This window comes from Exiguobacterium sp. KKBO11 (genome assembly GCF_001644945.1).
In the GTDB taxonomy this organism is placed as follows: Bacteria; Bacillota; Bacilli; order Exiguobacteriales; family Exiguobacteriaceae; genus Exiguobacterium_A; species Exiguobacterium_A abrahamii.
This window is the reverse complement of sequence record NZ_LUCU01000011.1, coordinates 135615-157498: the sequence shown is the minus strand read 5'-3', so window position 1 is coordinate 157498 and position 21884 is coordinate 135615. Positions and strand designations below refer to the sequence as shown.

At 47.0% G+C, this 21884-nt stretch carries 20 protein-coding genes; 3 read left to right on the top strand and 17 right to left on the bottom strand.

Annotated features, from left to right (window positions below):
- Positions 1-11: 11 nt before the first annotated feature.
- The 10 genes from AYO36_RS01055 to AYO36_RS01010 all read right to left on the bottom strand — a co-directional run bounded on the left by AYO36_RS01055 (position 12) and on the right by AYO36_RS01010 (position 14124).
- On the bottom strand, positions 12-701 hold the full coding sequence (locus AYO36_RS01055) for a hypothetical protein (protein ID WP_064299268.1): 690 nt from the start codon (positions 699-701) through the stop codon (positions 12-14).
- Positions 702-716: 15 nt separating this feature from the next.
- Positions 717-1409, bottom strand: a complete 693-nt coding sequence (locus AYO36_RS01050; protein WP_082874142.1) for a hypothetical protein — start codon at positions 1407-1409, stop codon at positions 717-719.
- Positions 1409-2119, bottom strand: coding sequence for a hypothetical protein (locus tag AYO36_RS01045; protein WP_064299267.1), 711 nt, complete (start codon positions 2117-2119; stop codon positions 1409-1411). The genes AYO36_RS01050 and AYO36_RS01045 overlap by 1 nt, the downstream gene beginning before the upstream one ends.
- A 30-nt stretch (positions 2120-2149) precedes the next feature.
- Positions 2150-2848, bottom strand: a complete 699-nt coding sequence (locus tag AYO36_RS01040) for a hypothetical protein (protein WP_082874141.1) — start codon at positions 2846-2848, stop codon at positions 2150-2152.
- Positions 2849-2892: 44 nt separating this feature from the next.
- A complete protein-coding gene (locus AYO36_RS01035; protein WP_064299266.1) occupies positions 2893-3531 on the bottom strand; it encodes a hypothetical protein in 639 nt (212 codons plus the stop codon).
- A gap of 63 nt (positions 3532-3594) precedes the next feature.
- Positions 3595-5154 (bottom strand): S8 family peptidase, encoded by a 1560-nt coding sequence (locus AYO36_RS01030; protein ID WP_064299265.1) that lies wholly within the window; start codon positions 5152-5154, stop codon positions 3595-3597.
- Between the two features lie 137 nt (positions 5155-5291).
- Complete coding sequence (locus AYO36_RS01025) at positions 5292-6866, bottom strand: S8 family peptidase (protein ID WP_064299264.1); 1575 nt, start codon at positions 6864-6866, stop codon at positions 5292-5294.
- Positions 6867-6989: 123 nt separating this feature from the next.
- Positions 6990-9668 (bottom strand): glycoside hydrolase family 70 protein, encoded by a 2679-nt coding sequence (locus tag AYO36_RS01020; protein WP_064299263.1) that lies wholly within the window; start codon positions 9666-9668, stop codon positions 6990-6992.
- A gap of 206 nt (positions 9669-9874) precedes the next feature.
- Positions 9875-13213 carry a hypothetical protein gene (locus tag AYO36_RS01015; protein WP_064299262.1) on the bottom strand — a complete coding sequence of 1113 codons (3339 nt, stop codon included), beginning with the start codon at positions 13211-13213 and terminating at the stop codon, positions 9875-9877.
- A gap of 500 nt (positions 13214-13713) precedes the next feature.
- On the bottom strand, positions 13714-14124 hold the full coding sequence (locus AYO36_RS01010; protein WP_064299261.1) for a hypothetical protein: 411 nt from the start codon (positions 14122-14124) through the stop codon (positions 13714-13716).
- Positions 14125-14287: 163 nt separating this feature from the next.
- Here AYO36_RS01010 and AYO36_RS01005 point away from each other — a divergent pair, with 163 nt between their 5' ends.
- Positions 14288-14539: a hypothetical protein gene (locus AYO36_RS01005; protein WP_230088487.1), complete on the top strand. Its 252-nt coding sequence runs from the start codon at positions 14288-14290 to the stop codon at positions 14537-14539.
- Positions 14540-14608: 69 nt separating this feature from the next.
- On the opposite strand, the gene AYO36_RS01000 is transcribed toward AYO36_RS01005, so the two are convergent.
- From AYO36_RS01000 to AYO36_RS00975, 6 genes are all read right to left on the bottom strand, one after another.
- Positions 14609-15034 (bottom strand): helix-turn-helix domain-containing protein, encoded by a 426-nt coding sequence (locus tag AYO36_RS01000; protein WP_029342712.1) that lies wholly within the window; start codon positions 15032-15034, stop codon positions 14609-14611.
- Positions 15035-15145: 111 nt separating this feature from the next.
- Complete coding sequence (locus AYO36_RS00995) at positions 15146-16714, bottom strand: SdrD B-like domain-containing protein (RefSeq protein WP_064299260.1); 1569 nt, start codon at positions 16712-16714, stop codon at positions 15146-15148.
- Positions 16715-16849: 135 nt separating this feature from the next.
- Positions 16850-17164, bottom strand: coding sequence for a four-helix bundle copper-binding protein (locus tag AYO36_RS00990; RefSeq protein ID WP_064299259.1), 315 nt, complete (start codon positions 17162-17164; stop codon positions 16850-16852).
- A gap of 97 nt (positions 17165-17261) precedes the next feature.
- Complete coding sequence (locus AYO36_RS00985; RefSeq protein WP_029342715.1) at positions 17262-17684, bottom strand: hypothetical protein; 423 nt, start codon at positions 17682-17684, stop codon at positions 17262-17264.
- 7 nt (positions 17685-17691) lie between these two features.
- Positions 17692-18114: a 3-hydroxyacyl-ACP dehydratase FabZ gene (gene fabZ / locus AYO36_RS00980; protein ID WP_029342716.1), complete on the bottom strand. Its 423-nt coding sequence runs from the start codon at positions 18112-18114 to the stop codon at positions 17692-17694.
- A gap of 27 nt (positions 18115-18141) precedes the next feature.
- The gene (locus tag AYO36_RS00975) at positions 18142-18438 is read right to left on the bottom strand and encodes a DNA-directed RNA polymerase subunit beta (protein WP_029342717.1); all 297 of its coding nucleotides are present in this window, start codon (positions 18436-18438) and stop codon (positions 18142-18144) included.
- A gap of 404 nt (positions 18439-18842) precedes the next feature.
- On the opposite strand from AYO36_RS00975, the gene AYO36_RS00970 reads away from it, so the two are divergent.
- Both AYO36_RS00970 and AYO36_RS00965 read left to right on the top strand, forming a co-directional pair.
- The gene (locus AYO36_RS00970; RefSeq protein WP_064299258.1) at positions 18843-20210 is read left to right on the top strand and encodes a hypothetical protein; all 1368 of its coding nucleotides are present in this window, start codon (positions 18843-18845) and stop codon (positions 20208-20210) included.
- Between the two features lie 96 nt (positions 20211-20306).
- Positions 20307-21242, top strand: a complete 936-nt coding sequence (locus tag AYO36_RS00965) for a class F sortase (RefSeq protein WP_064299257.1) — start codon at positions 20307-20309, stop codon at positions 21240-21242.
- A 38-nt stretch (positions 21243-21280) separates the two neighbouring features.
- Here the strand turns inward: AYO36_RS00965 and AYO36_RS00960 are convergent, their stop codons facing one another.
- Positions 21281-21871 (bottom strand): hypothetical protein, encoded by a 591-nt coding sequence (locus AYO36_RS00960; RefSeq protein WP_064299256.1) that lies wholly within the window; start codon positions 21869-21871, stop codon positions 21281-21283.
- Between the last annotated feature and the right edge of the window lie 13 nt (positions 21872-21884).

Genomic DNA, 21884 nt, shown 5'->3' with positions numbered 1-21884 from the left:
CTATCTCCTTTTTAGAATGTCTCGTGATTTTCAATAACGTAGGCTTTCTTTTTCGTGTCATAACTCATCTCAACGTAAACACGTGATTTAGTCGATTTTTGGAAGACATACAATTTTCCTTTAAACGCTTCAATCTCATAGTCTTTGATTTCTTTCGCACTGAAGACGCTTCGTGCATCTTCCTCAAGCAATCCAGCCCATTCCCCAAGACCAGACCCCGAGAGCACACCATCGAGTTGTTTCTCCGTCATTCCCGTCTTGATTTTAGCGCCCGCGTTTAACTTCCGTGTACTCTCTCGGTATTCGGAATATGTATTCCGTCCCATTTCGACTTGTTTCGAAATAAGACGATACACGGAATCGTTCTTTTTCGTCATGAAACTGAGCGACATCAAAGTCGGAGGAATCTTTGCCTTCCGATCATAGATTTCGTAATAAATTTCTTTACGCTTATCTTCAACGTCCTTAAACTCTTCTTTCGTCTTCAATACTTGTGAACCGCTTTTCGTCGTTAATTGTTTTTTGTAGTCTTTGCCGTATAAGACTTTTGCGACTTGCTCCATCGTCATACCCGCTTTGAGTGCTGTGTATTGATTTGTCGCTGTCGTCTCGACTTTCGTCGCTGCCGATGCCGTTCCACTAAAGAGTGTTGATCCCGCGATGATTGTCGCCACTGTGATTTTCATGAATGTCGTGTTCATAATCTAATCTCCTTTTTAATACTGACTATGATCTTCGACACGATACGCTTTCTTTTTCGTGTCATAAATGAAAAAGATGTATTGCCATTTGTTTGTTGCAGTCGAAAAAACGTATGATTTCGTATGAATGACCGTTGCTTTTCCTGCTTTGACTTCTTTTTTTCGAAGGACGGATGTCGTATCGACGTGACCGAGTGTTCCGAATGTCCCGAGCCCTTTCCCTGTCAATACTCGATCGACTTGTTGTTCCGTCATTCCGTTTTTGATTTTCGCACCTTTGATCAGTTTGCGATCACTCGTCCGGAATCCGGCTGCCGTGTCACGTTTGAACTCCATTTGTTTCATCGTCAGCCGATACTTCGTTCCGCCCGTCTCCGTCATGAACATCAGGACACCGATCGCTGACGGGAATTCCACTTTTCGATTCACAAGATCATAGAGAAGGACGTTCCGATCCCATTCCTCCATCTCAATTTCTGTGTTCAATCGTAAGACTTGTGAACCGTTTTTCATCTTCAACTGCTTTTTGTACGCCTTGCCATAGAGGATTTTGGCGACTTGCTCCACTGTCATCCCCGGTTTTAAAGCACGATATTGTTTTGTCGCGATCGTCTCAGCTTTCGTTGCAGCACCCGCCGTTACTGGATTGAGGCAAACTATTGCGATCAGTACCATGAGAAGCCATCGTTTGACGTTCCACTTATGCATCAGAATCCACCATCTTCATCCGCACCGGAAACCGTCATGACATCCGTGACGACATAACCTTTACCCGTGTCATGCATCATGACGCGTTTCTGCTTCTTCTTGTTATTCGTCTGGAAGATATAAATTTTCACTTTTGCATTTCCGAATCCAATGTTTTTCAGCTCTCGTTTCGTAAAGACCGAGCTATAATCCATCACAGCCCACGTCATCCAGTCGCCGAGTCCTTTTCCTGTCAGGACAGCATCTACTTGTTTCGTAGTCATGTCGAATCGAATCCGTTTTCCTGTCATGAGCTGTTTCGTGCTTTGCCTCACAGTCATCGGGTGATCTCGTTTCATATCCACGCCTTTGAACACGAGACGGTAGAGCTTGTCCTTTGGCTTTTTCATGAACATGATTTGCATGACATGCATTGGCTCTTGTTTCGTTTGATCATAGAAGAAATACTGGAGGCTATCGACAGATTCTTCTGAAATGACTTTCTTTACATCGTGTTTGAGAACAGCCGATCCATTTTTCTTCGTTAAGTATTTTTGATACGACTTGCCGTACATCTGCTTAGCAAACTCCGTCACCGTCATCCCGAACGAATAATTTTTCAAAGAATCGGTAAATTGTTGTTCGTTTTTCGTTGCCGCCGAGACCGTTCCACTGCTAAGTAATACGATGACCATCAGACAGACGAAACTCGACTTGATCCACTTCTGCATCCATTTCACTCACTTTCTGTTGCACGTACTTTAGTTTTTTTTCTTAATCGTCCGAATATTACTGACCTGATAGGTTCTTTTTTGTTCGTTATACGTCAGTTCGACATGTTTCCACTTGTTTGTCGTCGATTTAAAGACATATTCTTTGATCCGAGACACTTCAGCAAACCCACGTTTTTGTTCGTCTAGCGTATAAGCAGACGCTGTATCCATATGACCGAGCATCGTCCAGTTGCCAAGACCCTTCCCCATCAATTTCGCATCCAGCTCTTTTTCCGTCATCCCGTTCTGAAGCGCGGCACCTTTGACGAGCGATCGTGTACTTTCGCGATACCCCGTCTTCGTCTTTCGTTCGATGAACAAGCCTTTCGTCACCAAGCGATACTTCGCACTCTTCTCTTTCGTCATGAATTGTAAGACCAGTTCAGTCGGGAGATGGGTTGTTGCCGAATCGGAGAGGACATGGATTAGTTGCTTATGTCCTTCTTCGTCTCCTTCGAAGTTGATTGGAAGTTTAAGAACAGTCGATCCGTTTCTTTTCTTCAGGTGTTTCTGATACGACTTGCCATACAGGACTTGCGCGACTTGTTGCATCGTCATTCCATTTTTCAAGCCTTTGTACTGTGACGTCGCAAGCGTTTCTGCTTTTGCTGCTGCGGATACTGTTCCTGGAACAAACAGACCAAGCAACAGTACTAAACAGAGTGACCCTATCATGATGCGTTTCATACCTGTTTCCTACTCTCCTCGATGACTCCATGAATCATCCTTATTCATTTTTCGTATTTCAATGAAATCCCGATTTCTGTATCCACCTCATATCGCTTTTTCTGCGTGTTATAGGACAAGGTGACGACCTGCATCTTTTTCGAATGCGACCGGTGGAATTGATAGATTTTGTAGCGTCCCGTTTTCATCGGACTTTCTTTGATGACGGAAGAAACGTTCCAACTAAAATACATCGACACCTGTCCGAGCTTTTTGCCGGACACCAGTTGGTCGAGTTGTTTCTCCGTCATTCCGTGGCGTAATGACGCCGGCTTCATGAGTGTCCGGCTATTTTCATACAATCCATTCTCCGTATCGGCTTGGTAGTACAGCGCTTTTTGTGTCAGATAATATGTCTTCTGGTGCTGTTTCGTACTAAATTCAAGAAGCGTTGTCGTTGGAAGGTTTTTGGAGGGGCGATCCAGTACGTATCCGAGGGACCGATACCCTTGTTCGTTATCGGTCGTTCCCGGTTTTTTCGTAAAGATGACTCTACCATTTTGTTTCTTGATGTATTTCCGGTACTCTTTTCCGTATATCGTCTTCGCGACTTCCGTCAGCGTCATACCGAACTTGAGTGGTTTGTACTCTTGTTTGATCTGCAGTGCTTCCTTTGACGCTGCCTGGTCCTTCGAGTGTCCCACTGAAACAGAGGACACCGATGAGGAAGACACATAGGATACGTTTCATCGTTTAACCTACTTTCCTTATTTCACGAGCTGAACGGCGCGATCGGCATTCAAGCGACCGTATCCGTACGTCGTGTCACGACCTTTTTTGCCGAGGTCCTTCGCTGACTTCCGAAGAATCGATTCGACGTCCGTCACTTTGATACTTGGCTTCAAGCTATAGAGGACACTCGCGACGCCAGCGACATGCGGTGTCGCCATCGACGTGCCACTCCAGAAGATCGATTCGCCGTCTTGCAAATAACTCGCGATATCTTGCCCCGGTGCGACGAGATCCAGTCCTTCACCATAGTTCGAGAACGACGCTCGTTTATCGAATCGGTTCGTCGCCCCGACCGAGAACGCATATTTCGAGCGTGCCGGATAGGACAGTTTCGATGCCCCTTCATTGCCGGTTGCTGCTGCGACGAAGATCCCTTTCTTGCGTGCTTCCGCTAAGGCATCTTCAATCGCTAAGGAAACGCCGCCACCACCAAGACTCAAGTTGATGACTTTTGCTTTTTGTTTCACAGCGAACAGAATACCTTTGGCGATATTCGAGTTCGACGCATAGTTATTGCGCGAGATGACTTTAATCGGAATGATGCTTGCTCGGTCGTTGATCCCCGTCATCCCATACCCATTGTTTGATGTTGCGGCGATGACCCCGGCGACATGTGTCCCGTGCCCGTGATCGTCATAAGCAAGTTGACGTTTATGGACAAAATCGTAGCCGAGATCCATCCGGACGCGTCCGGCGAAATCCGCATACGTCGGATTGATGCCCGTATCGACGACCGCCACACGAACGGTGGAACGTGACTTGTTGGCAATCCGCTTGACCATCGCTTGATAACCGATGTCCGCTCCTTTAACGCCTCCGCGTTGTCCCGTATTTTTCAGCGCCCACTGGACGGACTGGAACGGATCGATACTGAGTAACTTCATCGGTTGATCGAGTTCGACGTACCGGACGCCCTTCGTTTTTTCAAGTTGGCGTTTGGCTGCCATCGCTTGGATGAAGCTGTTGTAGGAGAACTTTTCAATACGTAACGTACTGTCAATCGTTTCATGATCAGTAGCCCGTGACGTCTGTGACAACGTACTCGCTTTCGTCGCTCCATTCAGTCGGACGACAAGACTCGTTGCCTGTCCGGTTGTCGTTGATTTTGTCGCGTATTCCCGAATTGGTTCAAGGCGTTCGAGTTTATAGGGAATCGTAAAAGCTTTATTCTTCGTTCCCGTCACTTCGATGTATTGTCGCCCATTCCACGTCAGTGGGAAGAAGAGCGTCTTTTTACTATTCGCATACCGCGAATATGAATCTTTTTGTTTGTATTCCGTCTGCGACGTATAAACGGTCGCTTTTTTGGAAGCGTCAAAGGCGAACTTCAAGTGTGTTCCACCTGATAGATACGTCTTCGTATCAAAATAGAACAAAGCTTTCCCGCTCGTATCGAACGTTCCTTTGATGTAGCCTTTTTTCGTTTTTGCTTCGATGGCCGGCACTTTTTTCGCCGTTGTCGCAGCTTCTGTCGTACCCCATGTATATGTACCAAATGCACTCACGAGGAGAGCACTGACGATGACCTGTTTCATTTGGGTTTCACTCCTTATCATTGTATCCTTTTTCATTATAATGGAAAAAATTGATTTTCCTAGTTCTTTTTACCTCTATCAATCAATGAATTGACTGAAAAAAAGAAGCCCTGTTCGCACAGGACTTCTTAACTGCATTAAGGGATCAGTTTGACGGCGTTATCAGCGTTCAAACGACCGGCACCATAGCTCGTATCATAGCCTTTTTTACCGAGATCCTTCGCTGATTTCTTAAGGATACTTTCGACACTGCTTGCCTTCAAGGACGGCTTCAGACTGATCATAAGACTCGCGACACCTGCGACGTGTGGCGTCGCCATCGAAGTACCACTTCCATATAACAACTCCCCATCTGCGAGATAACTTGGGATCGAGACGCCTGGAGCAACGAGGTCTAGACCCGTTCCATAATTCGAGAACGACGCTTTCGTATCTTTTCGTCCGGTTGCACCAACGGATAAAACATATTTCGAACGAGCCGGATACGCGACCGTCCCACGTCCTTCGTTTCCGGAAGCGGCGACGATTATGATGTTCTTCTTGACCGCTGCGGCTAATGCCGACTCGATCGATTTCGAAGAAGAACTACCGCCGAGACTCATGTTGATGATCCGGGCACCTTGTTTTGTCGCATGCTGGATGCCTTTGACGAGTCCCGAGACCGAACCAGCCCCTGACTCATCGAGGACCTTGATCGGAATCAACGTTGTCATCGGATTGATACCGGTCATCCCGTACGTGTTATTTCCTCCCGCCGCAATGACTCCAGCGACATGTGAACCGTGTCCGTTATCATCCCACGCCGTCTTATCGCCATTGATGAAATCATAGCCAAGATCCATCCGGACTTTACCGGCGAAGTCGGCATAACTCGGATTAATGCCGGAGTCGAGGACCGCGACTTTCGTTGCAGACAGCTTCTTGCCCTTGATACGTTTTTGCATGGCGACAAAGCCGATGTCTGCTCCCTTCAGTCCCTTTTTTTGTCCCGTGTTCTGTAGCGACCATTGATGTTTTTGATAGGCATCGACACCGAATGCTTGGATCGGCGCGTCGAATTCTGCGAACGCAACACTATTCGATCGCTCGAACTTTTTCTTCGCCGCCTCAGCGTCAGCATACGAATCATAGACGAGCCGTTCGATGCGGAGCTCAGACGCTAGTGATTCGACTTTTGAGGCTCCGAACGACTGCGCCCGCATTGCACCAGGGCGTGTCTGAACAAGTAACGCCGGTTTGACTGCTTTGACGGCAGCAGTCATCGATTCCTCGATTGGTTCATAACGCGAGACGTAGGCGGGAACTGAATAACGGTCGCCCGGGTAGCCTTCGAGGACTAAGTATTGTCGACCACTCCAACTGAGTGGGAAGTAGAGCGTATCATCCGTGATTTGGTAATACCGATTGTAGACGCGACCTGCTTCCGCGTCGGCTTTACTGGCGAACATCGTTCCGTAGGTATTGTAGTCGAGCTCGAACTCGAAGTGCGTTCCTTTCGCGACAAAATCCTTCGCATCAAAATACCAGACCGCCAATCCATCCGAATCAAAGCGACCTGTTAAAGCACTATCGGCTTGCTTTGAGAACGCCGGGACTTCCTTTGCCTTCATTAGTGTTGCCGGACGAATCGTTTCCTGCTTTTCAAACGCATTGACTTGTACCGTACTACAGATCAAACCAAGCGCTAAGCTCCCTGCTATCCATGTTCGCATCATTGTTCCTCCCTCTAGGTCTTTCTTACTAATACCCGGATTAGATGGAATTATGTGGAATATAGTAAAACATTGATGTGAATCAAAAAAACATCACTCTCGCAGGGAGAGTGATGTCTAATATTACTTGACTGTGACTGTGAATGTTTTGACGACTTTGTAGTTTCCTACTGTCGTGTATGTGACACGGATCGTCGTCTTACCTGCTTTGATTCCTTTTACGTTACCACGTGACGAGACTTGCGCAACTTTTTTGTTCGCTGATGTATACTGAACAGATTTGATCTTATCCGTTGCTGACGTATACGCGATACGTGTCGTCTGGTTCTTCTTGAGTGTTGCTTTTGTTGCTTTCAGCGTGACGCTGTTTGCTTTTGTTTCGATTGGTAAGACTGTTTTCAAGACAAAACCGTCTTTTAACGTAACCGTTGCTTCAACCGTCGTCTTACCTGTTGCTTTACCTGTCAGGCGACCTTTTGAATCAACTGTCGCTTTTTTCGTATCAAGGACACGGTAGCGTGTTGACGCAACTGCTGATGTCGTGTTCGCGACTGTCGTTTTCAAGTCGAGTGCTTTTCCTTGATAGACTGCACCGGCTTTGATCGTTGCGACTGGTGCCTTTGTTGCTTGTGGAACGAAGACGCCGACGTAACCGTTGACTTCAGCTGTCTTGATGCCTTTGACTGGAACCGTCAAGATACCGTTCTTATCTGTGACGAGTTTCGTGTTCGTGACGCCACTAGCATCGACGAAGACTTGGTTCGCGTGTGTTTTACCCATGTTGACTTGAACTGTCGTATCTAGGGCTGCGTTTTTCCCGATGACTGTCGCGACACCTGTGTTGCGGTCTTTTCCGAAACGAACGCTTGAGATCAAGTCTTTACCCGCTTCTTTAGACGTGTTCGACGTGTGATACGCAACGTGTTGTTTACCATACGCATACTGTTTACGGACTTTTAGGAGATTCGTGATTTCATCATAGTACGGTGTCGTTTTTGACATGTACGATGCATCCGTCTGGTAGAGATCACCGTAGTAGACCGTTGGCACCGTGTTTTTGTTCGAAAGAAGGAACGCGTATTGCGCGACGACGTTTTCCGTCGAGTATTTCTTCGTTGGACTTGCGAGTTCTTTGTTATAAATCGCAAGTGCCTTCGCTTCATCTTCTTTATTGTAGAGCTTCTCGAACGATTTCGGCTCGCCATCTTTTCCGTACTGCGTATTCGTTTTGATGCCGTACGTATCAAGCATGATTTGGTTGACGCGGTTTTTCTCTTGGTCATGGTTGTTGACGAATGACCAGTTCGCTTGAACGTTCGTCGCGCCGTCACCTTCACGGTTAACGACTGAGACTTTCGCTAAGTCACGGAGTGCACGTTTGTTCGATGGCGTAAGTGCTGAACGGAGCGTGAAGTAAAGCTCTCCGTCCATGACGAGTTGTTCATTATTGTTAGCCTTCATGTAAGCATTCTGTTCTGTTTTATAGCTCTCGATGTAGCTGAGGTAATCTTTTTTACCGAAGTGCGCTTTTGACACTTCTGCTTCTGCATTCAAGATTCTCGTATCATAGTGTGATGCCGCATCGATCCGGAAACCGTCGAACTTGTATGTCTCAAGCATCCACTTCATCCAGTTCTTTTGCTCCTTGATGACTTCTGGGTTCGAGTTCGCAAGGTCGACACCGATCAAGAACTCATCGTTGTTCGTCATCGTTTTGTTGTATGCCTGCGTTGGGAAGCCAGTCTCATCGACGAAGAGGAATTGATCTTCGATGTCGATCCCTGAGTTATCGTTTTGGTATGAACGTTCTTCTGATCCATAACCGTACGCAGCCTGCGTTTTCATGTATTCTTCCGTCAACGAAGCGATTTTTCCGTTTTCCGTTGAAGTGAGCAATGCTTCTTTTGTTTCGAAGCCGTTTTGTTTCATGTACTCGAGGTATCCTTCATCCTTCGCGTATTGCGAAAGCATCGGCTTCCAGTTCTCTGGTGAGACTTCATACCAGCCGTCTGCTGCGAGATACGTATCGATGACATTCAAGTTCTGTGTCTTCGCTGCGTCAAGCAACCATTCTGGTAAGTAGTTCTTCGCATCGTCTTTGCCGAAGTAACGGTATGGTTTACCGTCTTTGTCCGTCATGACGCGGCCCATCCCCTGCCCTTGTAGCGATGTTCCATTGATGAACGATTTGTTCCATTCTTTAAGATAACCGTATTTTGCTTGTCCCATACCGCCACCTTTTGTGTAAGCGAGGTAAGGCGTTGCGAGTGTCTTCGTTTTCTCTCCACCTGTGAATGGATTCGCGAACAGCTCACCTGAGCTTGTCGCACGACGAACGAAAACAGCTTCACGTTGATTGAGACCGAGCATTTGGTTCGGAACGAGGTCCATCTGGACTTTGATGTTGTCGTCATGCAACATGTCGACCATCATCTCGAGTTGTGTGGCTTTTCCGTATTTCGTCGCAACTGTTTTATTTGGTCCTTGTGGGAATTCACCGAGGTCATAACGGTCAGCGATTGCATATCCTTCCATGTAACGTGCCATATCGAATGAACGATATGCAGGCGGCAACCACACATCTGTTACGCCCCATGAATTGAGCAATTCACCTTTTTTAGCAAGCGTCCGGTACATGTTGCTTTCGTACGGTTGATACAGGCTGAAACTTTGGAAAATAACGCGATTGTCGAGCTTTTCACTTGGTGCGAAAGCCTTTGCGCTTTCTGGTGCATACGTCAGTCCGCTTGTCGCGACCAATGCCGCAAGCAAACCTGTCGAGACTTTTTTCGTCTTGTTCATGAGTCTAATCTCCCTTTTAAAGATGTATATTTTTGATTATTTCTACCTAAAATTCCAAATAACATCACATAATTTAACATCTTTTTAAAGTAAAGACAGATGTAAATTTATAAAATAGGTAAATAGATTTACCAAAATGCAATCGATTGCGCTGTTTTGTCACAAAAAACCTCTCCCTACCGAAGTAGGAAGAGATTTTACGTTTCTTATAGTCCGAGAAGAACTGCTTTCTCGTAACCACCAGTCAAGACAGAGTTGTCATACGACTGAAGTTCTTTGTTGACCGTGATGACGTTCGACAATGTTTTGAGTGTTCCTTCTGGAACTTTGATCTTAACGATGTCAAGACCGTTCGTGATATCACCATCCGAATCAGCAAGCGAGATGCTTGTGCCGACTGGGAGATTTTTTCCGTTCAACGTGTACTGTGCAGTGTTCGTTGCATCGTACATTCCAGTGTATTGAACACCTTCTGTGAACTTGATACGGATGACGTCTTTTTCATCTTTTGCGTTAGCTGTGACTTTAGCGATTTCGAATGGCGAAGCCACTGGAACGACTGGCGTTTTCGAAACTTTGAAGTCGTGTGTTGCTGTAGCAACCGTGTTACCGACATCGTCAGAGAGTGACTTGACGACGACTTTCCACTCTTCGCCGTATCCTTCTTTGTCGACGAGGTACTGAAGGTTATCATTCGCAGCGACGCGGAAGTTCATATCTGAGCTATCCGTGTAACCAACGACTGATCCATCGATCGTAACGGTTTTACCGTTTTTATCTTTACCGATGAACTCAACTGTTGTTTTTGGCGGAAGTACTGTACCTTCTGCGTTGATGAGTGGTGTATCCGACTGATCAAGACCACGAAGTTTAACCGGCTCGCTCATCATGACTGTGAAGTCATTCGTCAAGAGATAACGGTCAATCGTCGTGATTTCCGCACTCTTCAGATCTGGAGAGTTGAGCGGTGAACCAGCATAGTTGAGATCAAGCGACAACAAGTCGTTTTTCTCGCCGTTTGCTTCTGCTTTGACAGAATCTTTTGCGAGCGAAAGTTTGAACTTATCGTTGTAGTAGTTCTCTTTCGTGTTGACTGTATCGTAGATTTCCGTCCAGTCCTTATTGAGTTCGAGGAGAACTTCGCCTGACTCTTCGTCGTAGTACGTCACATCAGCATACTGACTGAAGTCTTCGTACAACTTCGTGTTCGAGTTGTAACGCTCGAGTTTCAACTTCTTCGAAGCAAGCAATGCTTTGACTGCGTCGAGGTCGAGACCTTTAAGCTGTTTGCTGAACATGATACGGAATTGTTCTGGCGACTCAACAACGACGCCTGCAGTTGGCTTGACTGTATCAGCAGCAACTGTGAAGTCGAGGTTTTGTGTCGTTCCGATGTTCGACTCATCCGAAAGGGCTGCGAAGTCCATCGTGTTCCAAATTTGGAGTGAGTGTTTACCAGGCGTGAAGTAGCCTTCTTTTGCTCCTGGATACGCTTCTTCTGGAGCAACACCCATCATTTTCGCATCGTTCAACGTGATGATGACTGTATCACGGCGATCGACACCTGTTTTGTTATCAAATCCGAGGTATTCGACTTTGAAGTACTTCTCGCCGTATTGACCATCGATTTTGAACTTCGCGCCTGCGATTGCTTCAGAGAATTTCACTTCAAGTTGGTTCAGACCGACTGGTTTGACCGAAGTGACTTCCGGCTGACGTGCATCTGTCAACTTGAAGCTTGCTTTTGACTTCACTTCTGTATCCGTGCTGCTCGTGATTTTCGCAAGCACTTTAACAGTTGCGTTGTCTTGGAGTGGTGTTTCTTTATCAAGGATCAATTCGAATGCTTTTGGATTCGAAGGAATCGATTTGATACCGATGACGCGTTTCGAACCATCGAACTGTTCGATTTGGATGTTGTCGTTTGCGAGGTATTCACTCTCGTCAACAGTCGGTAATTTCTTATCGAGACCGAACGATTTCAAGAGAAGGTCACGTGAAACGGCTTTATCGAGGAAAATCGTCACACGATCCGCTTGGTTCGATTCCGCTGCAAGGACGTTAATCAATTCAACTGGTGCTGGCGTAACCATGACCGTGCTGAACTTGACTTTCGCTTGTCCATCGATCTTACCGATCAAGTCTTTGTACTCACCGTTGACTGTTTCGATGATTTGCGCGTCGATTGTTGCTTCGATGTCTGTGTTGCTGAACTCAGACGTCAAGAGAACCGTCGCTTTACCATCTTGGATCGTGACGCGTTCTTTCGCGAGTGACCCGAATGATGTCGATAATTTCAAGACGATATCGTCTGCTTTCGTATCGACTTCACCTGTTGCTTTGTTTTTCAACTGGAATGTGACTTCCGTGTTGTCTGATCCGTTTGCAAGGATCGAAGACGCTTTTGGTGTCACTTCAAGCATCCAGATGTTTTCGACGCTTTGCGTCATGAAGCTGAGTGAACCGAGATCTTTTGCAACGCCACCAATCAAGATGCCTTTTGCGTCAACTGAGTAGTCCATGCCGTACTCGAGTCCTTCGACTTCAAGAACTGCTGACTTCTTGTCTGCGCTAAGTGTCGCTGACTTGACTGTCGCACCTGCGATTTTGAAGTTGTCTGCTGAGACAGCGTCAACGGCACGCGAGAATGAAACTTCGACTTTCTCTTTGCCGATTGCTTTCGCTGAAGCGAGGACCGTGTTTGCGATCGTGAAGTCCATCGGAGCTGATTTGACATCGCCGACTTTGACGATGTAGCTGTGCGTTCCTTCTGGAATGCCACCTTGCGACGCCATGAACTTCCCTTTCGAGAGCGTTCCTTTTGCAACGATTGGCGTCGTTGATAAGTCTTTACCTGGGTAGATTAAGAGTTCTGCCGCTGCGCCCACTGCTGGGTACATGACATCTGCTTTGACTGAAAGCATCTGATCATCGACGCTTCCCATGACGTTCGAGATACTTGCTGCCTTGACTTCGTAGTTGATGTAACCTGTCACGACAGAGTTAGCACCTTTGTACGAGTAAGCCAGTTTATATTTTCCTGCTTTTGAAGTCGATGGAGTTTTGAGATTGAACTTGCTGATTGGGCGTTTAACGATGATACCTGATTTGTACTGGATGCTGATCGTGCTTGGCAATTGAACTTTTCCGCCAACAGCGACCGGCTCGAGGACTGGTTCGAGGACATCAACTGGGTAGTTTTGAAGTTCGACTTTAAGAACAGCTTTCTTTGTCGTACCTGCTACCTTACCGTAAAGGACTTGGTATTTGTTGATGTATTTCTTTTCGAATTTGACAGAACCGCTCCATTTGACTGAGCGCATTTCGTACTTGCCGTTTGAAAGTTTGACTTTGACTTTCGTCGGAAGCGTCAATTTCTTTACTGCATATTTCGAACCACCAGCGTGCTTCATCAAGATTGGAGAGATGTATTTAACCGAGACCTTCGATGCTGCATCAGCAGCAACCGGTGCTACGACAGACGCCGTGACTGCAAGCGCAGCTGCAGCAGCGTACAATTTGTTCGTTTTCTTCGAATAACCCATGTTTACTATTCCTCCTCTTTTCTAAAAAATCAAAAGCGCAAATCCCAATTTTAAATCTACAATATAAGTAAAATATAGAAATATTTTACTTTAAAGCAGTTAAAAAATTCTTTAGTCGTCTTAGGAGGAGTACGTTCTGTTTCACGTGCGACTTTTCGTCTATCATCAAGACGATCCATGCGTGAGCCATTATGTATCCGATTGGGATGAACTAAAGAAACTGCCGAAATCGCTCCAAGAAGCCATTTCTGATTGTAGATTCGTGCGTTCCACCGTTTCGTTTTTGAGAATCGGTAGAAACGCTACAGGTCAAATATACAAAACTGGGAAGGACGCTACAATAGATTTTTTGTAAAAAATAGGTGAATAGTAGTAAGATAAAATATATTTACATGGGCTGTGCATGGAAATTAATTTTTGGATTCACCCCTTTAAAGAAAACGCTTACATTTTATTAAGTTTTTGTCTTATTTTCGTTTTATTAAAATAAAATTTTGATTTCACGAGATAAAATGATCTGCTTTTTCGATTGCTTGAAGGAACGATTCCCGATGCAAGCGATGGACATCATCAGCCCACATTTCAATCTTCTCTCCACGTCGTTTGAGTTCAATCGGTAATCCGCGACCAATCCAATCGAGCTGTCGTTGCAGGACATGACGTTTTCGTCCATCTTGTCGCTCCGCCTCCGTGAACTGGCGCAGATACTGTAAGACATAACCGAATCCGAACTCGATCGGAATCCGCAGTTCCGCTCCTTTGTCGCGTATCCGGATGATCCCGGCTCCATAATGGATGGCTCGAAACAATTCCTCATTGATGCGCTGATACCACGTTCCTTGTGTCAGACAGTGCGGCTCTAGTGCGCCTTTTTTCCCACTCGGTAAGACTGCGAAATAATCAATGACCATGTATCTGCTCCTTTTTATCAAAAATAGGTGAGTCCGCGAGGGGCTCACCTATCATGACAGGTCAAACGGTTCGATTGTTCGAAACGGATTTGAATCTTTTCCCATCATTCAACATCGAAAAAGCTTTCCGAATACGCTATACTGGATTACGGGAATGGGAGGAATGCTCGTGGCTATCATTATCTTTTGCCTCGTCTGTCTCATTGCGTATCGGATCCGCAAGCTTCCCGAAGCACTACGGACGATTTTACTCATCCTCGGTTTAATCAGTGGATGGTTCGCGCTCTTTGAGATGATCAGCTTCATCGAAGCTAACCCGTACTTGGCTGCAATCCCGATTGGACTGGGACTTGCTTACTGGTACTGGTACCGTAAAAAGAAACAAGCAAACGACAAAACCCCTTCCGACTCGTGAAGTGGGTTTTTCTTATGGTCGAACGAAAAAAAGCGATGTCTCCTCAATTGGGGACATCGCTTTTCGTGTTCAGGACTGAACTTTCCGTTCGATTGCTGCGATTTTCTCTTCAATCTCAAGCAACTTCAGTTCGTGCTCAAGTTCGAGACGACGTTTTTTGCGTTTTAGACGATCGAGTTCTTCTGCGAGTGACTCGTTCGATGCTTCCGGCTTCGGTGGGGCTTGCTCCATCGATTGACGGAGTGGGTCAAACAAGTTTGATTTCGCAAACTGAGCCGCTTCCGGTCCGAACATATCTTGGATGAGTGGGAGAATCTTGTTCATCGCGGTTCCTGGAATCTGCGACTTCTCATCGACGAGACGTTTCAGCGCCAACTCATCGACGAGATACCCTTTTCCGTCCTGTTCGGCATGCAATTCGCCCGTCCGAATCCAGCGACGGACCGTTTCTTCTGAGACACGTAACAATTCACTGATCTGTTTTGTCGTTAACATCGTCATCCCTCTTTCCCTCTAGTAGTACCTTTACTATACACACATGTGTGCGTGTGTGTCAAAGGATACACACATCAAAAAAGAGACCCTCGTATAGAAGGTCTCTAATCGTTATGCTCCCCGACGAACGAGTAACCAAAGGCCGACGATAGCAAGTCCTGCTCCCGTTGCTGCATATGGGAACGGCTTGTCTTCACCTGCTTGTGGTAATGTGCCCGTTGCTGTCGTTGTCGTAGGTTTCGATTGTTTTTCAGCAGATTCGACTGTCTGAACAGATGTTTCTGTTGACGTTGGTGTTGGCGTCGGTTTTGCGACCGGTTCTGCTTTCGCGATTTCCGCGAGCAAGATCGTACCGAGGCTGCCTTCTTCGATCGTCACACCCGCTTCCGGTGATTTTCGCTCGAAGTACTTCAACAATTCATCAATCATCTCTTGTTCTTCCGGCGAGATTGATTCTTCATCGCTCGCCATCAGTTTCATCGCTTTCGCTTGCTGAGCGAATGACTCATAGTCTTCATACATCTCTTCATCCATATCCATCATCAAGTCATCCATGTCAAGGTGATGCATCGCTTTGACCGTGTAGCCCGCTGCGACTTCCGTCTTGATCGTGTACGTTCCCGGATCAAGTTGGAGCATCATCAAGTCATCTTTTGCGATCTTTTCCTGATAGACATCCTTTCCTGTGATCGCATCCGTTACCGTATACGTCGCAGGAACTGTTCCTTCATCAAAATCTGGCTGTTGGTTTCCGTTTGCATCAAAGAAATTGACGACAGCTAACCAATGCTCGAACATACCGTCGAGCTCTTCGTCGCCGTAAATCCCAGCGTCGATCACTTCCGTCTGACCTGCGACGAGACGGACTTTCTTCATCCCAAAGTCTTCATCGACATCGGAGTCGATCGTCCGGTCGTCACCAACGTTTTGCTCGGAATAGAAATAGTACCCCATGTCATATCCGTCGACTTCGACTTCATATGTTCCTGGTTTTAAATCCTTGAAGCTGTATAGGCCATTCTTCGTGTATACTTCATCGATGACATCTTCATTCCGATCCATCAAATAGACGACGACATCATCGAGACGTGTTTCCTTCTCTTGGCGAATGCCGTCTTCGTTCTCATCGAACCAGATCGTTCCTTCGATCGTTGCCGTCGTCGGTGCCTCGACTGGTGTCGGTGTCGCGTCATCACCCGTCTCTGGCTCGTCTGTCGTCGGCTCTTCCTTGACCGGTTCTTCCGTCACAGGCTCTTCTGGTGTCGGTTCCTCCGTCACCGGTTCGTCCGTTGCTGGATCTTCTTTGACCGGTTCTTCTGTTACGGGTGTCTCTGGAGTTGGTTCTTCTGTCGTCGGCTCTTCTGGTGTGACGACTTTACCGAATTCGACGAGAATCGTCCGCTGTCCATCTGCTGAGACGACCTTAACGACAGGTGCCGTCTCCGACGTGAACGTCACGACCGGTGTCTCTTCGATGTTGACGTCTTCCCCTGTCACGCCGTCTTCAAAGACGAGTGCCGTCTCCGACGTGATATCGACGATGCCTGTGCCTTCAAACGTCAACGTATACGGACCCGTGCCCGTTCCTGTGACGTCCCACTCGACGGTTTCTGCGTAGACCGGTAACTTCAGACCGAACGCGACGACGAGTGCCATCAAAAGTAAACTAAGTTTTTTCATGAGTGTATGTATGCTCCTATCGTGATTTAATATTACCTCCCTAAATAGTAAACAAATCCGCCAAAAATAACCAGAAGAATTCTTGAATTCCTGCTATTTTTTTATAATAAAAAAGCCTTGTCGAAAGACAAGGTCTTAGACGAGCTGACTACACGCTTGCGCACATGCCGTACACGCCTTCGCGCACGCTTGGCAATGGTCATGGTCGTGTTTACTACACTCAGCGGCACAGGCTTCACATATCTCCTGGCATGCCTTTGCAAGAACCGCGACATTCGAGCTGTTTCGAGCGATTGCTTGTAGCAAGAGGCTACAGATATCCGCACAATCCCGGTCGAGTCGAATACAATCCGCCATATGCCCGATATGTTCTTCCTTCAGACAGGCATCAAAACAATGATTACAAGCAAGAATACAATCTGTCAGTCGTTGCTGTACCGTGTGATCCATATTAATTCCTCCTTTTGTATCTATTTTCTGTTCCCTCACGAGCCGAAATCAAACAAAAATAAGACAGCACATGGAGCGAAAAGCTCACTATGCTGTCTTATTTGACGATTTCAAGCGGAATCTCGATCCCACGGCCTGCTCCTGCATCAATGATGAGGACCGGAAGACGCTGGTCATCGAAGACTTCTTTTTCGATCGTCGTATTGGACGTATAGGTCCGGATTTCCCCCATCTTCTTCGCTTCGAAGGAGACGAACGGAAACGGAATCGATTGGTTGGCGACTTCGAGCCGGATATCGACCTGTTGGTCATCGAGTCGAATGTCATTCGCTGTCCGGATGACGAGACGCATCCGGTCATTTTCCGTCAGGGTGACCTGTGCGGAAATGTTCTCGGTCTGTCCTGCACGCTTAACTGGATCCACGATGACCGTCGGGGAAGCGGTCTTCGCTTGTTCTGCGCGCTGACAACCAGGAACGACGAGTAAGGAAATCGCGAGGGGGAGAAGCCAGCGTTTCATGTTCGCTTCACTTCATAGCAAACGTCAGTTCAGCGACACAGGCGACTTCCCCATCGACTGTGGCTGTGGCACGACCTTTACCGATTGGTCCGCGGACCTTCGTCAATTCGACTTCGAGGCGGAGCTGATCCCCGGGTACGACTTGACGTTTGAAGCGGCATCCTTCAATTCCTGCGAAGAAGGCGAGCTTCCCTTGGTTCTCTTCCATCTTCAATACGGCGAAGGCACCGACTTGCGCGAGTGCTTCGACGATCAAGACGCCGGGCATGACATTGTATTCTGGGAAATGGCCATTGAAGAATTCTTCGTTCGCCGTGACGTTCTTGATTCCAACGGCGCGTTTTCCCTCTTCGACTTCCAAAATGCGGTCAACGAGTAAAAACGGATACCGGTGCGGAATGACTTCCTTGATTTGTTCGATCGTATACATATTCGACAGCTCCCATCACTGATTAAATTAAGATTTCATCCAAAAATCGGTGATGCGGGTCCATGTGTCGAGCTTTAACACATCCATTGCCTCGCCACCACCAAACGTCGCATAACCCACCATTGCGCCGACGATCAGTGCTACGACGATGAGAACGAGAACGATCAGTACACGTACGATGATCGGAACTCGGCGTGTCGAGTACGCACGAAGACGTCGCTCTGATTTGTGCTCCGGATTGCCGGTTTCCTGGTTTGAAGCCTGTTGCTTCTTCTTCAGGCGTTCACGCGTTGGCTGATCCGTGCCTGTTTGGTTTTGTACCATCTTGATCACCTTTCATTGATTCAGTCTGAGAACAGTATAGCATATTAGTACCTGGTATTAAATAGTTCCAAATTCGCTACAAAACGTGTTCCGCAACTAGTGTAACACGACCAGACAGGCAATTCCTCTAAAAAATTTTAGTTTGTGTATATAAGGAAGGAGAAAAACAGTTTCCCACGTTCTGCGGTTTTTTTACACTTTTTTAAATCCAAACTGAACTGTCCGGCGTAAGCTTTCCAGAACGACGCAACAACGGTTCTTGGGTGGCACGAAACATCACTTCAACAACTCATTAAAAAAATTAAAACTTTATGCAATCCAAATCACCCGATGTTGCGTAAGCTATTCAGAACAGGCAAGAAACACCTACCAAATAAACCAAAAACTGAGAGGAATGATTTAAGATGAAACACACGAAAAAATTCGCAGCATCAGCAATGGCAGCAGCACTCGTACTACCAGGAACGGCAGCATTCGCTTCTGGTGGCGGAGAAGACATGAAACAAGATGCACCGAAAAACGTCACGGTCAAAACAAAAGCCGCTGACCTTCGTGCTACACTCGATCAATTACTCTCTGAGCACTTCGTCCTCGCAGTCATGGACATGAAGAAACAATATGACGGTTCAAAAGACGCACAGTACTACGAAGCAGCACTCAAACAAAACGCACTCGACATGACTCCAGCAATCGCTTCAGTCTACGGTGACGAAGGTGCGAAACAGTTCGAGAAAATCTTCGTTGATCACAACAAATATACGACAGACCTCGTCAAAGCTGTAAAAGCAGACGACCAAGACGGCATCAACGCTTCGAAGAAAGAAACAGAAGAGTTCGTCCAAGATCTCTCAAGCTTCCTCGATACAGCTACGGAAGGTAAACTCCCGAAAGCAGCTGCTGAAGAAGTTCTCCGTGCTCACGAAGCAGACGTCTACAAAACATTCCAGCAATATGCAGCTGGTGACTACGAAGGATCGTACAACACGTTCCGTGAAGGATACAGCCGCATGTATGATATCTCAAAAGCACTCTCTGTTGCGATCACAACACAGATGCCTGAGAAATTCGACAACACGAAAGCTGACTCAAAAGCAGCAGACCTTCGTTCAACACTCAACAGCCTTGCAGCTGAACACGTTGCTCTTGCAAACCTCAGCATGACAGCTGGCGTTGACCAAGCGAAAGACTACGATGCAGCAAACTGGGCTGAAGACATGCACACAGCTGACTTCAAAGCAGCTATCAAATCGATCTACGGTCAAGCCGGTGCAGATCAGTTTGAGCAAGTTTGGACGAAAAACCACATCGAAGCACAAGCTAATCTCGTCACAGCAGCAGTCAATGACGATAAGAAATTGATGGGTGACGCACAAGACATGCTCAAAATGTTCTCGAACGACTTCGGTGCATTCCTTGGTGCAGCGACAGAAGAAAACCTTCCAACAAAAGCAGCACAAGAAGCAGTATCAGGTCACGAGACTTACGTCCAAGATACGTTCATGCAGTATGTTGAAGGCGACTACAAAGGTTCTGTCGACACATTCCGTGAGTCTTACGCTTACATGTACGGCGTAGGAGCTAACCTCGGTGATGCAATCGTTAAACAATCACCAGAGAAATTCATGGATGGTACTCCAGGATCAATGCCTAACACAGGTAACGGTGGAATGAGCGACAACAACTCAGCTGCAACAACTGGTGCGATCGCAGTATTCGGTCTTGCACTCGGAGCAGTCGGTCTTGTCCTCGCACGTAAACGTCAAAACGCCTAAGAAATTGGGTATAATCAATAACAGGATAGCGACATGCTATCCTGTTATTTTTGTACATAGAGGGAATCCCTTCTCTCGGAAAGGAGATACGCGTTTATGAAACGTTGGTTATTACCGGCGAGCATCCTCTTGATGGTCGCATCGGTCGGAACACTGCTGTTCCTCTTGTTCGGTCAAACAAAATTGGATACATCAAATATCACGCAAGGTGATCCAAAAACAGAATCCGCGGCCTCTTCCGAGACGAAGGAAGAAGATCCGCTCAAGCCGTCTGAAATCTTCAAGAAGGAGTTCAAGGACCTCTCGGCAACGGAGGTCGAGCTTCCGAAACAACTCTTCATCCCGAAGCACGACATTAAAACGAAAGTTGAACAGGTCGGGCTCGATAAAGATGGCGCGATGGCGACACCTAAAAACGAACAACAAGCCGGCTGGTATAAGTTCGGTCCGCGTCCAGGTGACGTCGGAAATGCCGTCATCGACGGTCACACTGATACGAAGACCGGTCCAGCGATTTTCTATAAACTGCATGAACTGAAGAAAGGTGACCCGGTCGAAATCACCGATGCGTCCGGACGGAAGCTCGTCTTCCGCGTCAAAGAGCTCGTCCAGTACGATCATTTGAAGGCACCACTGAAGAAAATCTTTGGTCCAGCCGATACCCGGAACCTCAACTTGATCACGTGTATCGGGACGTATGATCAGAACCAAGGCACGTATGATGACCGACTCGTCGTCTTCACGGAACTCGACGAGAAAGCATCGGATCCAGTCAAGACACCACCAAAACCGGCGACGAACATTCGCGTCAGTGGTGGATTCATCAACTGGTATGCGTCAACCGATGAAGACGTCGTCAAATACAACGTCTATCAAGAAAAGAATGGAAAACGCAAAAAACTCGGTACGACAGAATCGATCGAGCGTAAAGCGTTCCCACTCCCAGAAGATGCAACAGGTCGTTTCGTCGTCACAGCGGTCAATAAAGCCGGAATCGAATCAGAAGACGCGTTCAGCGCCGTCCAGAAATGACAAAACGGGATGTCTCCAACTTGGAGGCATCCCGTTCTTTATTTTGCTGCTGGTAATGCAATCCGGAGTTGTTTCTTACCGGACATCGTCTCATAGAACAGACTGAGTCGTCCTTCCGTCACGCGGAGTTGCTCCGACGGAATAAAGACGATCCCGATCCGACTCTCATCCGGTTTGTATTTACCGTTCAAGGCATTAAATTGATCCGCAATCGTTACAATCTCGTCCTCTGTCTCATACTCCCCGATCTTTGGTAAGATTTCAATCTCGTCCGCTGACTGATTCGTCACTTTGACCGTGATCGCAAGCAACCGCCCCGGCTCCCCCATCACTTGGAGGAGCTTTTGTTTTTCGACCTTCATTTGAACAAGTGGTGTTTGCCGCGTTTTTTCAGTCGTATCGACGTCCAGCGTCTTCAGCTTCAATCCTGCCATCTCATAGACGACACCGAGTCGATCTTCGCGATCGAACTGCTTCAGCTGTGCTTCATCCAGTCGAATTGACGTCCGTGGTTTCGTTTCTTTTACCGGCTCCTCTGCCTGAAACCAACCGAAGAGTGGGACCATGAATTTCGTTACGATGATGAGGACGAGCAAGCCCGACATCACATAAAACAATACTGTCTTCACACGTCGCCTCTTT

Bases quoted from the DNA above. Each gene is read 5' to 3' on its own strand.
- AYO36_RS00990 (WP_064299259.1), bottom strand. From the start codon at position 17,164: ATGGATCACACGGTACAGCAACGACTGACAGATTGTATTCTTGCTTGT.
- AYO36_RS00970 (WP_064299258.1), top strand. From the start codon at position 18,843: ATGAAACACACGAAAAAATTCGCAGCATCAGCAATGGCAGCAGCACTC.
- fabZ (WP_029342716.1), bottom strand. From the start codon at position 18,114: ATGTATACGATCGAACAAATCAAGGAAGTCATTCCGCACCGGTATCCG.
- AYO36_RS01025 (WP_064299264.1), bottom strand. From the start codon at position 6,866: ATGCGAACATGGATAGCAGGGAGCTTAGCGCTTGGTTTGATCTGTAGT.
- AYO36_RS01015 (WP_064299262.1), bottom strand. From the start codon at position 13,213: ATGGGTTATTCGAAGAAAACGAACAAATTGTACGCTGCTGCAGCTGCG.
- AYO36_RS01010 (WP_064299261.1), bottom strand. From the start codon at position 14,124: ATGGTCATTGATTATTTCGCAGTCTTACCGAGTGGGAAAAAAGGCGCA.
- AYO36_RS01055 (WP_064299268.1), bottom strand. From the start codon at position 701: ATGAACACGACATTCATGAAAATCACAGTGGCGACAATCATCGCGGGA.
- AYO36_RS00995 (WP_064299260.1), bottom strand. From the start codon at position 16,714: ATGAAAAAACTTAGTTTACTTTTGATGGCACTCGTCGTCGCGTTCGGT.
- AYO36_RS01050 (WP_082874142.1), bottom strand. From the start codon at position 1,409: ATGCATAAGTGGAACGTCAAACGATGGCTTCTCATGGTACTGATCGCA.
- AYO36_RS00975 (WP_029342717.1), bottom strand. From the start codon at position 18,438: ATGGTACAAAACCAAACAGGCACGGATCAGCCAACGCGTGAACGCCTG.
- AYO36_RS01045 (WP_064299267.1), bottom strand. From the start codon at position 2,119: ATGCAGAAGTGGATCAAGTCGAGTTTCGTCTGTCTGATGGTCATCGTA.
- AYO36_RS01040 (WP_082874141.1), bottom strand. From the start codon at position 2,848: ATGAAACGCATCATGATAGGGTCACTCTGTTTAGTACTGTTGCTTGGT.
- AYO36_RS01005 (WP_230088487.1), top strand. From the start codon at position 14,288: ATGCTCGTGGCTATCATTATCTTTTGCCTCGTCTGTCTCATTGCGTAT.
- AYO36_RS01020 (WP_064299263.1), bottom strand. From the start codon at position 9,668: ATGAACAAGACGAAAAAAGTCTCGACAGGTTTGCTTGCGGCATTGGTC.
- AYO36_RS01030 (WP_064299265.1), bottom strand. From the start codon at position 5,154: ATGAAACAGGTCATCGTCAGTGCTCTCCTCGTGAGTGCATTTGGTACA.
- AYO36_RS00985 (WP_029342715.1), bottom strand. From the start codon at position 17,684: ATGAAACGCTGGCTTCTCCCCCTCGCGATTTCCTTACTCGTCGTTCCT.
- AYO36_RS00965 (WP_064299257.1), top strand. From the start codon at position 20,307: ATGAAACGTTGGTTATTACCGGCGAGCATCCTCTTGATGGTCGCATCG.
- AYO36_RS01000 (WP_029342712.1), bottom strand. From the start codon at position 15,034: ATGTTAACGACAAAACAGATCAGTGAATTGTTACGTGTCTCAGAAGAA.